Genomic DNA, 13439 nt, shown 5'->3' on the forward strand with positions numbered 1-13439 from the left:
GGGCTTAGCGCTGGCTTAGCGCTTGATCACGGACGGGCTGGATGGGCTGAAGAAATACGGCGCCACGGCAAGCGCCACTACCATCGCAGCCGTGAGGAAGATCGTCGAATAGGTCTTCGCCACCGGCCAGTGCCGGGCGTCGCCCATGCTGGCGATCATGCCGAATCCCCACGACGTCAGCGCCGAGCCGAGGAACACAAAGGTGTTGAGCACGCCAAGCCCGCGCCCGCGCGAAGACGGCGGCACCAGGCCGCGCCCCTGCGCCATGACCAGCGGATGCAGCATGCCGATGGTCGACAGCAAGGCCATCAGCCCCACACCGGAGACGATGCCATGCGTGGGCCAGAGGCTCAGCAAGATGGCGCCCGACATCGCAAAGCAGGACCATCCCGCGATGGTGGTCTTGAGCGAGCTGCGCCGGACCAGCACGGGCAGGAAGAACGCCGTCAGGAACCCGCTCACGCTCAGCAGCGTCAGCGCGATGCCCCGCGAGCCGGAATTCAAGCCGTACACGCTGGCCAGGTAAGGGCCGCTCCATGCGTTGCGGAACGCCGTGCCTGCCGCCATGGCGACGCACATCGGGATCAGGGTCCACAAGGGGACAATGGCCAGCAGCTTCGCGCTTTGCGAGAGCATGGAGCCCAGCGGCACACCGCGCGCCTCGGCATGGCCATCATCCCGCACGAAGCGCCAGACACCGTAGCAGGCCACCACCATGCACAGCGCCGCGAAGGACATCGCCACGCGCCAGCCAAGCAGATGCATGGCCCATCCGAGCGGCGCCGTGGCGCACAGCGCGCCGATCATGCCGGTGGCATTGGACTGGCTGACGACCCGCGTGTAGTTTTTCTCGGAAAGCTGCTCGGAAGCAAAATGCAGCAGCCCCATGAAGACCGGCGCGCATGCCAGCCCCAGCCCGGCCTGCGCCAGCATGGCGACGGTACCGTCCGGCGCCAGCGAGAACACCACGGCGGACACCGCGCCGATGGCCAGCAGCAAGGAGGTCGGCTTGCCCACGCCGTACCGGTCGAACGCAATCCCCACGGGAATCTGCGCAACCGCGAATGCCAGGAAGAAGGAGGAAGACAAGGTGCCGAAGCCCGCCGCCGACAGGCCGAAGTCGTGCTGGAGCTCCGGCGCCATCACCGCCAGGCAGCTGCGATAGAACTGGCTCAGCGCGAACGCGAAGGTCAGCAGGACGATGCCCCGGCGCGCGCGCCGCGCCAGAGTCTCGGCGTCAGCCGCAGAGGTGAGCTCGCGATGATGCGCAGCGCTGGCCGGATTGTTCAACTTGGTGTCTCATTTCGTAGGAGGGCTGCCTTTTACCAGGCTTGTCCCGCAGCTTGCCGGAGCATCCAGGATGCAGGACCGGTATTCTACGCCCGCTCCCGCTGGCCTGCTCCGGCCGGCCGCTCGCCCGCGCTATGCCCCGGCGGTGAACAGCGCGAACGAGGCAATGATCGCGATCAGAAGGATGGGGAACGCCCAATACTGCATGGGAATCCAGAACAGCGTATGGCGCTTGCGCAGTTCCACGGATTCCTGCGTGTTGGGATCGACCAGGATGCGGCCCGGACGCGAATTGAGGCGTTTGCCAAGATAGAAGACTGCCGCGGCCGACAGGATCAGCGATAGCACGATGGTCGCGATATTGGAGAGATTCACCAGCGAGCCTAGCAGGCTCATGACAAGCAGGACGGCAAGGGGCAAGATGACAACGAGAAAACCTAAACCTTGCCAGATCAGAAACATGGAAAACTCCCGGGTATGGATATCAAGCGGATATAAAAACGAATGCCCCGGATCCGGGGCATTGACGACGAATTATATCCATGCGCCGGATTAATCACAAACCAGAATCCCGGGCCGTCTCGTTATTTCGGGGGGCGCGGCACCCCGCGCCAAAGCCCCGGTATCAGCAACGCAAGCTCAAACATAGTATCGACAGCATTCGCCAAGCCCTTAGCGGTGCGTGCCCCTCTTCAAAACCCAACGTTGTCGCGCCCCTTCAGCTTCAGCAGATTCCGCGCCTCATCCGGCGTGGCAACCTCAAGCGACAAGGCTTCGATGATGCTGCGCACCCGCAGCACCTGCGCGGCGTTGCTGTTGGCGAGCTTTCCCGGGCCATCCCATAGCGAATCCTCAAGGCCGACGCGCACATGGCCGCCGACCGATGCGCTGATCGCCGCCGCCGGCATCTGGCTGCGCCCTGCCCCCAGCACCGACCAGACATAGTCCTTGCCGAACAGCCGGTCCGCCGTGCGGCGCATATGCATGAGGTCTTCCACATGCGCGCCGATGCCGCCGCGCAGCCCGAGCACCGACTGAATCAGCAGCGGTGGCGTCAAGAGCGCGCGATCCAGGAAATGGGCTGCCGTGTACAAGTGGCCGATGTCATAGCACTCGATCTCGAAACGGGTCTGGTTTGCGCTGCAGGACTGCAGGATATACGCGATGTCCTTGAACGTATTCCTGAAGATGCCGTCGTAGCTGCGCTCCAGGTAGGGGCGCTCCCAATCGTGCTTGAGGTCTTTAAAGCGGTCCAGCAGTTCATAAAGGCCGAAGTTCATCGTGCCCATGTTCAGCGATGCCACTTCGGGGCTCAGCTGCAGCGCGGGCTGCAGGCGCTCCTCCACGCTCATGGTGGGCGCGCCGCCCGTGGTCAGGTTGATCACCACGTCGCACGCCCCCTTGATGGCGGGCACGAACCGGCGAAACAGCGCCGGGTCCTGCGAAGGGCGTCCATCCCCGGAGTCGCGCGCGTGGAGGTGCACGATGGCGGCGCCGGCCCGCGCGGCGCCGATCGCGCTCGCGGCGATCTCGTCGGGCGTGAGCGGCAGATAGGGCGACATCGACGGGGTGTGGATCGACCCGGTGATGGCGCAGGTAATGATGACTTTGTTCATGGCGACGTCTTTGTCTGGGTTGGTGGTGCTGCGGCATGCATTGGATGCCGCGGTCCGTCAGTTTTCCGGGTGCGAGCCGGCCGGCGCATCCCGGGCCGTGGCGCGCCTTGCGAATCCGGCGCGCGCCTGGCGCTCGCGGACATGCCCGTAGCCGCGCACACTGGCGGGCCACGAGAGCAGTTCCCGCAGGCGTGCCTCGGGCCATTGCGCTGCCGCGTGCCCGATGTCATCCAGATCCTCTTCGTAGGCATCGCGCACACGGCGATTGAGCTGCGCTTCCACGCCACGGGCGAAGGGATCGAGCCAGCTGCCGCGCAGGAAGCGCACGCCAGCCAGCAGGCGCATGGCGGGCCGGATCCAGCTGCCAACCGCCGTCTTGCTGATCTTGCCGGTGACCTTGTCGAGCTTGCCGAACGGGCCGCCCGCCAGATGGAAGCTGACCTGGAACTCGCCTTCGAACGCCTCGTTCAGGGACTGCAGGAAGGCCGGGCGCGAATACAAGCGCGCCACCTCGAACTCGTCCTTGACCGCCAGCACGCGGAAATACTGCGTCGCCACCTGTCGGACCAGGGCGTCGGCATCGCTTCGGCCTGCCAGCATGCGCCGCACCGATTCCATCCGCTGGCGGTAGCGATCCGCCAGCGCGGCGTTTTGATAATCGACAAGGCGCCGTGCCCGGTCATCGATCAGCGCCGCCAGGGATCCCCCGGCGTTCATCGTCAGCTGAACGACCTGCGCGGGCGCCATCAGGCGGCGCACCGCCGCGTTGTCATGCGCGAGCCAGCGGCCCAGCGCGAACGCCTTCAGGTTGGTGTCGGTCGATACGCCATTGAGCTGTATCGCCTTCTCCATCGCTGCCCGCTGCACGGGGATCGCACCTTGCTGCCAGGCATAGCCCAGCAGCAACATGTTCGACAGGATCGCGTCGCCCAGCAGATGCTGCGCAAGCACCGTCACGTCGATGCACTCGGCGCGCCCGCCCAGCGCTTCGTTCAGGCGGTGCTTGAGCCCGGCCTCATCGGCAGCCCAGTCGGGCTGGCTGGTGAAGTCACTGGTGGGAACCACCTCCGTGTTGACGAAGGCGCGCGCCAGCCCGGGACGCAGCCTGGACAGCGCGTCCGCGCCGGCCGCGACGATCAGGTCGCAGCCCAGCAGCACGTCGGCTTCGCCGGTGCCGATGCGCGCGGCGTGCAGCATGGCGGCGCTCGGGGCAATGCGGATATGAGAGCCCACCGCGCCGTACTTCTGGGACAGCCCGGTGACATCCAGCGAGCTCCCGGCCTTGCCGTCCAGGTGCGCCGCCATGGTCAGTACGCCGCCAATCGTCACCACGCCGGTGCCGCCGATGCCCGCGACGAGGATCGCCATGGGCTCGAAATCGCCCGGGATGATGGCATCGGGCAACGCGGGAATCTTGAAGCCCGCCGCCGCCGCGCCTTGCGGCCGGCGCGGCTTTGCCCCCTGCAGCGTGACAAAGCTCGGGCAGAAGCCGCGCACGCACGACATGTCCTTGTTGCAGGACGACTGGTTGATCTTGCGCTTGCGGCCCAGCGCCGTCTCAAGCGGCTCGATGGCCAGGCAGCCGGACTGATCGCCGCAATCGCCGCACCCCTCGCACACCTCGGGATCGATATAGGTGCGCACCTGCGGGTCGGGCAGCTTGCCGCGCTTGCGCAAACGGCGTGCCTCGGTGGCGCAGGCCTGGTCGTAGATCAGCACCGACAGCCCGGGATACGCGCGCAGCTCGATCTGCACTGTCTCCAGCGCCGCCCGGTCGTACACGGGTACGCCCAGCGTGGCCCGGCGCGGCGCACCGTATGCCGTCACGTCGTCGGTGACCACGACCAGCTTCTTGATCCCCTCCGCCCGCAGCTGGGCCACGGCCTTGTCGACGCTAAGCTCGCCGTCCACCGGCTGGCCGCCGGTCATGGAGACAAAGCCGTTGAACAACAGCTTGTAGGTCATCCGCAGATTGGCCGCGAGCGCCTGGCGGATGGCCAGGTAGCCGGAATGGAAATAGGTCCCGTCGCCCATGTTGGCAAAGACATGGGGCTCGCTGGTAAACGGCGACTGTCCCATCCACATCATCCCCTCGCCACCCATGTGCGAGACGGTGTGTGTCTTCTTCGGGTCATTGAGCATGGCGATCGTATGGCAGCCGATGCCCGCCAGCGCCCGGCTGCCATCCGCAAGCGGGTCGATGTATTGTGCGGGCAGCCCGCGCAAAAGCTCGGGCGGCGCAGCGGCACGGCTTGTCCCGGCTGGTCCGCCGCAACAGCATCCGGGGCCGCGGTCTCAAGCCCCAGCAAGCGCTGGATGGCTTCGGCGATCTGCAGCACGCTCAGCTCGTTGCAGATAGGCAGCACCGGCGCGCCTCGGGAGGCCGACCATTCCGGCGCGCCTTCGAACTTGCCGCGCACCACCGGCGGCTGCGCCATGCGCGCATCGAAGAGGATGGACTTAAGTTGCGACTCTAGCAGCGGGCGCTTTTCCTCGATCACCAGGATGGTGTCGAGCCCGTGCGCGAAGGCGCGCACGATCTCGTCCTCCAGCGGCCACACCATGCCGATCTTCAGCACCCGCAGCGCGGCGCCGCGCGCATCGCTGGCGTCGATGCCAAGGCGTTGCAACGCCTGCATGGTGTCGGCGTAGGACTTGCCGGCGGTGACAATCCCTACCCTGGCGCTCGTGCCAGGCCACACCAGGCGGTTGAGCCCGGCCGCCCGCGCGAACTGCACCGCCGCCGGCAGCTTGTGCACGTACAAGCGTTCCTCCGCGGCCGGCGCCATTTCGAAGGCGCGGATGTGCAAGGGCCCGTTGGCGTCAGGCAACGCTCCCAATGGCTCGTGCTGCCCCACGTCGACTTCGCCGGCGGACTCCACCACGTCGGTCACCAGCTTCATGCCAACCCAGCATCCGGTGCGCCGCGACATCTCGATGCCACGCAAGCCAAAGTCGATGATGTCCTGCACGTTAGCCGGATACAGCACCGGTATGCCCGCCGCGATCAGCGAGAAATCCGACTGGTGGGCGGTGGTCGACGACTTGGCGCTATGGTCGTCTCCCGCCAGCACCAGCACGCCGCCGGCTGCGCTGGTGCCGGCCAGGTTGCCGTGCTTGAGCGGGTCGCCGCTGCGATCCACGCCCGGCCCCTTGCCGTACCAGATGCCAAACACGCCATCCACCGTGGCGCCGGCAAAGGTGCCGACGTACTGCGTGCCCCACACCGCGGTGGCGGCCAGGTCCTCGTTGACGCCGGGCTGGAAGCGCACGTTCGCGGCCTGCAACAACGGCTGGATGCGCCACAGCTCCATGTCGAGCCGGCCCAGCGGCGAGCCACGGTAGCCGGAGATAAAGCCGCCGGTGTTCTTCCCGAACCGGGCATCGATGCGGCGCTGGTCCAGCGCGATGCGCAGGATCGCCTGGTTGCCGGTGAGGAACACCTTGCCGGCCGGCTGCTCGAACCGGTCGTCCAGGCGGGGCGGCTGCAATGCCGCTGGCTCCGTCCGCGCGTTCATGCCGTGCCGCCGCTGTGTACGATTGCAGGGGTGGTTGCAGGGGTGGCTGCTAGCCGGTTGCCGCTGGAACGCGGAAGAAGACAAGCCGTCATCGAAACAAACTCCGTGATGAATGAACAGAAAAAAGCGCCGGGGGCAATCAGAAGCGCTGCGAGTACTGCACGCCAATGCTCTGCTGCCGCGTTGCCAGGGTCTCCTGGCCCGAGACCGTGGCGTTGCCCGAGAGCTGCGTGGCCACGGCCGACCCCAGCGCCGAACTGCCCGAACTGGTGTGGCCCGGCGACAAGGAGTAGAAGACCGACCAGGTGGCATTGGCGGCGGTCGCATAGCCCAGCCCGAGCGTGTAGTGCCGGCGGAACGTGGCCGGCGAGGTGACGTTGTTGGCCGTATCCACATCCGCGTAGGCCGCGCTGTTCAAGGAGACGCCGCCCGACACGTGCCAGGCCGGCGTCACCTGGTAGCGCACGCCGAGCTTGAAGACATTCATGTCCTTCCACCCATTGCCCGGGCCACCGCTGCTGCCGCGCAAGGCGGTGCCATCGAACGCGCGATTGCCAAGGCCCGACGTGCCCGAGTAGTTGATGCGCTGGTAGTCGAACAGGAAGGAGAGATCCTGCCTCGGCGACCATTGCATGCCGAGCAGCAGGTTCTCCGGGATATCCAGGCGACCCTGATCCGCCAGCAAGCCCTCGTACTCCTTGAGCCGCCCCATGCGGATGCGGGGCGAGTACGCCGCGCCGAAGCTCAGCGCATCGCTGGCGCGCCAATAGGACCCAACCCGCATGCCGATGCCAAACGACGACGCCGTGCCCTGGTTGGTCAGGTGGTTCGGCGCCGCCGACTGCGGCGCAAGTGCCTGCAGGCCCTCCGCGCTGAAGAGCTGCCCCGCGAGCAGCAGCGAGAAGCCCACCGAGAACGACTCGGAGACCTTGGCGGACACCGTCGGCGCCATCGTCAACTGCTTGATCGTGGTGGCAGCCCTGCCGCTGCCGCATAGCAAGTTGCCGCGATAGGTGGTGCCGGCCGGTGCCGGCGACGGCGCCAGGCAGGTGGTGGTGTTGCCCTCGAAGTACGTGCCGGCGCCATTGCTGTAGCCGACAAGGCTCAGCGACAGGTCCGGGTTGATCATGCGGCTGTACGCGATATCGGCCAGCGGCACCCAGCGGCTCTCGCTGTCCGTGCGCGTGTCGAGCACCCCGGCCACTGGCGCCGGCAGGCCCGCTGCGCGGCTCATGCTGGTCCTGCCGTTGATCGCGATCAGGTTGCCGTCGAAGCGGTTGCCGGCCCAGACTGTGGTGGCGGGGTTGCTCGCGCCGCCGAACGCATCCCGCGTCGACGCCGCCGCGGCGCCGGCCACGCCGCGCGCTTCGGCGCCGTAGCCGATCTGGAAGTAGCCGTTGTCGGCCAACGCAAGCGCGGGGCACAGTGCTGCCGCGGATGTGACGATCCACTGTCTTGAATTCACTGTTGTCTCCATTGTCGTTGTGATCAAAGCGGGATCGTCTTTGCGCTCCTCGCGATTTTCTTGGGGGGGTGCTACGGTTGATGCCCGGTGATCGAGTTCGTCAGCACGCCAAGCCCCGCGATCTCCACGTCGACCCGGTCGCCGTCGTCCAGGAAGCGCCATTGCTCGATGCCGGCGCAGTTCGGCACGCAGCCCGTGGCCAGCAGCTCGCCGCCGTGCAGCGTCTCGTTGGCCGACGCATAGCTGACGATGCGGTCGATACGATGGGTCATGCCAGCCGTGCTGCCTTCGCCGCGCACCTCGCCGTTGACGCGCACGGTCACGCCCAGCGCGTGGGGATCGCGGATCTCGTCCGCGGTGACGATCCAGGGGCCGAGGCTGTTGCTGCCGTCGAAGTCCTTTCCCTTGGCCGGGCCCGCGCTGGGCCGGGCGCGCATCTCCCTCATAAGCTGTGCGCGTTCGGAGAAATCGTTGAAGATCACGTAGCCAAAGACATGCGACATCGCCACCGAGGCGTCGATGTTCTTGCCGTGACGCCCGACAACGACGCCCAGTTCGGCCTCGTAGTCCAGCCTGGCGCCGGGATCCGGCCGCAGCACCTTGCTGCCGTGGCCGGACAGGTTGAGGCGCACGCCTTTGTAGTAGATTGGCGTCTCAAAGAAGGCCTTGGGCACCTTGCCGGCACCGAGCGCGCGCATCAGCATGCCCGTCGCCGGGCTCACGCCATGTGCCATGACCTGTTTGAACGCATTCTTCAGATGCTGCTCGTACACGCTGAAGCAGCGGATCTGCGGGGGACGGTATGGCACCTCGATGCGGACTTGGCGCAGCGCATGCACCTGCTGCGTGCTACCCGGTTTCGTACCCTGTGCTTGCAGCTTGCGCAGGGCAGGCAGGGTCTCGTCCTGGTGCTCGATCAGCGCCAGCAAGGTGGCAAAGCGCGGGTCGCCCGCAAAGGATGCGGTCACATCCAGCACACGGTCGCCCGCTAGCGCCAGGCCGACGTGGCTCGCCACGTCCGCGGTGGAAAACGTACACAGTCTCACGGTAGCCGGCCTCTCAACGCAACGTCAGGAACTGGCGGCTGGTCACCTCGCCGGGACGCATCAGCAGCGCGGCGGGCTCGCCCGCCTGGTAGCGCTCCAGCAGATGCTCCGGGTCGAACTCAACGCCGATAGAATTCTCGGCGAACGCACCGGAGCGGAACCAGGCCTCCAGTTCCTCCGGTGCGGCGAAGTTGTCCACCTGAAGCTCGGCCTGGATGCCGTCGGGATCGCGGTAGTACAACGACGTGGTCGGCCCGTGGTTGATGCACCATTGCGGGCGCAGGCCGTGGCCCTTCAGGCGCTCGTAGGTATGCAGCAGGTCGCCGAGCGAGCCGAAGGTGAATGCCACATGGTCCAGGCCTGTGCTCTCGCGACGCTTCGGCTCGAAGTTGGCGGCATTGATCAGGGCCAGGCGGTGGTGCTCGTCGTCGTAGGAGAGGAAGCAAAGCAAGGCATTGCGGTACATCACCCGCGCGCCCAGCACCACGCTCCACCAGTGGATCGTCTCGTCGAAGCGCCGCGTGGTGAGCACGATGTGCGCAAGCTTCTGCGGCGCACGGGCCTCCGGGTCCGGGCAGGGGATAGGAAACTGGTCCATGCTGTCGCTCATTGCATCTCCTTGGTGAGGCTGATGGGGCTGGGGGGGCTGGTAGGGCTTGCCCGCGGTGCTGCGGGAATGGCGGACTGGGACACCAGGCGCGAAATCACATCCGGTAATGTCGCGCACGGATCGGCGCACTGACGCCGGCTGCGCCAGGCCACGATGCCGTCGCCGCGCAGCAGCACCGCGCCGGACTCATCGATCTCCATCGCAGTGGCGAAGGCCGAGGGGCCGATGCGAAACTGCGCGCCGTCTTCGGTCCCGATGCGCGGACACGCCACGTCGATGCCCCAGTCGGCACGCAACTGCGTCAAGGCCGCCTGCCAGCGCACCCGCTCCTTGTCGCCCACCAGCAGCGTCAGCGGCGCGCGGCGCGCGAGGTCCCGCGTCGACAGCGACTCGCCAGCGGCCTCGCTCCAGAGATGCGGGATCAGCGAGCCCGGGCTGGTGGTCGGCCAGTACTCAGTGCCGCTGTGCGGGGACTGCGGATGCGGATGCGGCTCGCGGCAGACGAATCCACTCGATAGCGCATAGCCAAGATCGGTGCCGAGCGTGACAAAGACTTCGCGTTGCTTGTCGATCGCCCTTCTGAGCTTGGCGCGCACGGCAACGCCCGCGGGCGCGGTGCTCGCCAGATGGCGCAGGGGTTTCAGGCCGGCCCCCGCCACGGTGCGCAACAGGGTGCGCGCAGCGCGCCTGGGCAGCAGGCGGACCACCGTGGAGCGGGAGAGCGCGGCCAGCGTCTTGAGGCCGGCGGGGTCCGCACCGGCGGCACGCAGTACTTCGTCGGACAGGTCGCTGAGCTGCTGCGTGCGGTGCGCGTGGGCGGCGGCGCTCTGCGCGCGCTCGGTGGCGTAGCTGGACAACAAGCCGTGCGCAAGGCCTTCTGGCACATACCCGCCCAGCAGCAATTGCAGCCGCCACGCCAGGCTCGCGGCGTCTTCGATCCCATGGTTCATGCCAAAGCCGCCGATGGCGGAGAAGCCGGCAGCGGCATCTCCCAGCAACACCACCCGGCCCACCCTGCTGGTCTCGGCGCGGCGCAGCGCCATCGTCCAGGGGCGGATCGAGACAATGCTGGCATCGATGCGTTCATCGCCAATCGCCGCACGCACCAGTGCCAGCGCCCGCGCTTTGGGCATTTCGCCGGCGGGCTCGATCTCGGGCAGCACCACCGTCGACAGGACCCAGTCCTCGTCGTCGGCGGTGTGGGCCGTGAGCGTGCCCACGACGTCGGGGTTGAGAATCCAGTACAACGGGCTGGGCCGCGACGTGGTCAGCCTGTCCAGCTTTGCGCGGAAATGGATCTGCGCGACCGCTTGCATTGGGGTTGTGTTGGAGCGCACGCCAAGCAGATGCCGCACGGTGCTGTGCGCGCCATCCGCGCCCGCAACGAAGCGCGCGGTGCGCCGGACGACCCGCCCGCTGCGCAGCTCGCGCAGCGTCAATGCGCAGGCGTCATCGTCCTGCGACAGCGCCTCCAGCTCATGCCCTGCCAGTAATTCGATCAGCGGGCTGTCGGCCACGCGCTGCCGCAGGATGGGATCGGCCACGTTCTGGGACAAGTGCAGCGGGCGGCAAGGGCCGCTGCCCAGGAGGCGGGCGGTATGCACCGGGTCGTTGCCGATCGGCACGCAGCGCCCCAGATCCACCCCTGCCAGTGCCGTGCACCACGTGATGTAGCGCAGCTTGAGCGGCGGCGAGCTGATCTCGCGCAGGGCCTCGGCCAGCTCCGCATCGATCGAGCGGATCACCTCCATGGCGCGGGCCGACCAGACATGTCCGCGCGGATGCGTATCCGTGCCAGGCTGGCGGTCGACCAGCAGGCTGCGAATGCCGCGGCTGGCCAGCAGGAGCGCCAGCACGGAGCCGGCGATGCCGGCGCCGATGATCGCCACGGGGCTGGGCTGCCCGGCCTGTCGGAGAGGCACGGCTTCGGGATCGATGTTCACGGGTGGACCTTTCTCTTGAGCTTGGGTGATGTCAGGCACGGTCATGCACTGACAGGCACAGGGACTTGCAGCACTTCGCACAGGGCGGCCAGGACGTCGCCGGGCGCTACGTCCGCCTGCAATGCGTAGCGCCATGCGACGTGCCCATCGGGGCGCACCAGGATGGCGGCGTCGGGAAGGCCACCATTCCACGCGGAAAGTTGCGGGTGGTCGTCGCGATGCGCGATGGCATCGAGGTCCAGGCCGCGCACCGGCACGCCTAGCGCCTGGCTCACGCTATGGCCGAGCGCGGCGCACGGCTTGCCATGGCGGCCAAAGCCGGCGAGCAAGAAGTGCGCGTTGCCAACGAGATCGTGCGAGGTCGCCGGCGCCCCCGGGGCGCCTTGCAACCGGAAGTGCGGCAGGCGTGCGCCCGGCGTGAACGACTGCGCCACCTCCAGTACAGGATGTGCGGGATGTACGGGATGCGATGCGATGGGCACGACCGGCGTTGCGGCGCCGCTCGCGCAGATTGCCGCGCTCCGGTAGACGTAGCCCAGGTCCAGCCCCAGCGTATTGAAGTGTTCCATCTGCGCTTCGGCGGCTCGCTGCACGTCTTGCCGGATGCGGGCGAACTTTGGCGAGGACGCTTGCTGCACGTTCCGGGTCCGCGCTTCCACGGGCGCCACCAGCAGGCGCTTGACCGCCGAGCGCAGGGCGCCGGGCAGCACGCGGGCCGGTGCGCTGGCGCGCAGCCGCGCGAGCGTCGGCAAGCCCGCTTCGTCAAGGCCCAGCGCCGCGGTCACCTGCCCCATCTTTTGATGGTTGGCCACGCTGACGCGGCTGTTGGTCTCGGCAACCGGCTTGCGCTCGGCGCCATACGTGTCGAGCAGCCCGGGCGCCGCTTTGCCCTGCATGACAAGGGCCAGCTTCCACGCCAGGTTGTGCGCATCGGCTGCGCCTGTGTTCAGCCCCAGCCCGCCCGTGGGCGGAAAACGGTGGGCGGCATCGCCAATCAGGAAGGTGCGCCCTTTGCTGTAGGGCTCGGCAATGTGCGCCTGCATCGTCCAGTTCGACAGCGACGTGATGCGCAAGGGCAGATGGCGCTCGCCAAGCGCTGCCCGCAACATGCGCTCGCACCTGGCCACCGGGAAATCGGCCGGCGATTCGTACGCCGGGAAATACGGCGTCATGAACACGGCGTAGCGCGCCGCATCGTGCACGATGAAGGTGCCCGGGGCCTGCGCCGAGAGGATCCAGAACAGGATCGACGGACTGTCCTTGACCAGATGCCGGATGTCGGCCTCGAAGTTGATGGTGATGAGATGCGCCAGGTTGGTCTCCCCCACCATCGGCAGCCCCAGCCCACGGCGCACGGCGCTGCCCGCGCCGTCGGCCGCGATCAGCCAGTCGCTGCGCACCCGATACGCTTGGCCGGTGGCGGCATCCCGCACGACCGAGGCCGCGCCGTGCGCGTTATGCTCCGCGCTTTGCCACACGTGGCCGAAGCGCGCCTCGCAGCGTGCGCGGCGCGATACCTGCGCAAACAGCAGGCGCTCCAGATGGTGCTGGGGAATATTCGCGGTCCGCTTGCTGCTGGCCGCCGCCAGATTGGCAAGGTAAGTGTCGCTGGCGATATCGATGCGCGCCAGGTCTGCCTCGGCCAGGTTGCGCCGCCAGGTCACGAAGCGCGCCCCGGCCGCGTGCGTGGTGATGCCGGCCAGGTCCTCGTCCGCCACGCCGATGCCGGCCAGGATCTCCTGCGTTCTCGCGTTGATGACATGCGCCTGCGGGGCGAGATGCAGGTCATCGCGCTGCTCGATCAGCATCGACTCGATCCCCTGGTCCGCCAGCAGCGCCGCCATGAGCATGCCAACCGGGCCCGCGCCCACGATCAAAACCGGAACTTCCAACTCCCGCATACCTGCCCCCAATGTTGCCAGCCGCCTCACGGCCGCCATGGGACGTGAAT

The 13439-nt window shown here is 67.5% G+C and carries 10 protein-coding genes; all 10 read right to left on the reverse strand.

Going from position 1 to position 13439, the window contains the following annotated elements:
• Positions 1–15: 15 nt before the first annotated feature.
• Positions 16–1290 (reverse strand): MFS transporter, encoded by a 1275-nt coding sequence (locus AC1DQR_RS24190; RefSeq protein WP_416050686.1) that lies wholly within the window; start codon positions 1288–1290, stop codon positions 16–18.
• Between the two features lie 132 nt (positions 1291–1422).
• Complete coding sequence (locus AC1DQR_RS24195; protein WP_416050687.1) at positions 1423–1752, reverse strand: hypothetical protein; 330 nt, start codon at positions 1750–1752, stop codon at positions 1423–1425.
• Positions 1753–1982: 230 nt separating this feature from the next.
• Positions 1983–2906: a 3,5-dioxohexanoate:acetyl-CoA acetone transferase gene (gene kce / locus AC1DQR_RS24200; protein ID WP_416050688.1), complete on the reverse strand. Its 924-nt coding sequence runs from the start codon at positions 2904–2906 to the stop codon at positions 1983–1985.
• 57 nt (positions 2907–2963) lie between these two features.
• On the reverse strand, positions 2964–5048 hold the full coding sequence (locus AC1DQR_RS24205) for an indolepyruvate ferredoxin oxidoreductase family protein (protein WP_477133934.1): 2085 nt from the start codon (positions 5046–5048) through the stop codon (positions 2964–2966).
• Positions 4991–6424 carry a hypothetical protein gene (locus AC1DQR_RS24210; protein ID WP_477133935.1) on the reverse strand — a complete coding sequence of 478 codons (1434 nt, stop codon included), beginning with the start codon at positions 6422–6424 and terminating at the stop codon, positions 4991–4993. Before AC1DQR_RS24210 ends, AC1DQR_RS24205 begins: the two co-directional genes overlap by 58 nt.
• A gap of 139 nt (positions 6425–6563) precedes the next feature.
• A complete protein-coding gene (locus AC1DQR_RS24215) occupies positions 6564–7889 on the reverse strand; it encodes an OmpP1/FadL family transporter (RefSeq protein WP_477133936.1) in 1326 nt (441 codons plus the stop codon).
• Between the two features lie 71 nt (positions 7890–7960).
• Positions 7961–8935 (reverse strand): fumarylacetoacetate hydrolase family protein, encoded by a 975-nt coding sequence (locus AC1DQR_RS24220; protein WP_416050691.1) that lies wholly within the window; start codon positions 8933–8935, stop codon positions 7961–7963.
• Between the two features lie 13 nt (positions 8936–8948).
• Positions 8949–9545: a VOC family protein gene (locus AC1DQR_RS24225; protein ID WP_416050692.1), complete on the reverse strand. Its 597-nt coding sequence runs from the start codon at positions 9543–9545 to the stop codon at positions 8949–8951.
• Positions 9542–11488 (reverse strand): FAD-dependent monooxygenase, encoded by a 1947-nt coding sequence (locus AC1DQR_RS24230; protein WP_416050693.1) that lies wholly within the window; start codon positions 11486–11488, stop codon positions 9542–9544. Before AC1DQR_RS24230 ends, AC1DQR_RS24225 begins: the two co-directional genes overlap by 4 nt.
• A 41-nt stretch (positions 11489–11529) precedes the next feature.
• Positions 11530–13380: an FAD-dependent monooxygenase gene (locus tag AC1DQR_RS24235; protein ID WP_477133937.1), complete on the reverse strand. Its 1851-nt coding sequence runs from the start codon at positions 13378–13380 to the stop codon at positions 11530–11532.
• Positions 13381–13439: the final 59 nt, after the last annotated feature.

Source organism: Cupriavidus sp. 05L411 (genome assembly GCF_056398045.1).

Excerpts from the sequence above, each read along its gene's own strand:
- AC1DQR_RS24210 (WP_477133935.1), bottom strand. The coding sequence starts at position 6,424 with ATGAACGCGCGGACGGAGCCAGCGGCATTGCAGCCGCCCCGCCTGGAC.
- kce (WP_416050688.1), bottom strand. The coding sequence starts at position 2,906 with ATGAACAAAGTCATCATTACCTGCGCCATCACCGGGTCGATCCACACC.
- AC1DQR_RS24225 (WP_416050692.1), bottom strand. The coding sequence starts at position 9,545 with ATGAGCGACAGCATGGACCAGTTTCCTATCCCCTGCCCGGACCCGGAG.
- AC1DQR_RS24195 (WP_416050687.1), bottom strand. The coding sequence starts at position 1,752 with ATGTTTCTGATCTGGCAAGGTTTAGGTTTTCTCGTTGTCATCTTGCCC.
- AC1DQR_RS24205 (WP_477133934.1), bottom strand. The coding sequence starts at position 5,048 with ATGCTCAATGACCCGAAGAAGACACACACCGTCTCGCACATGGGTGGC.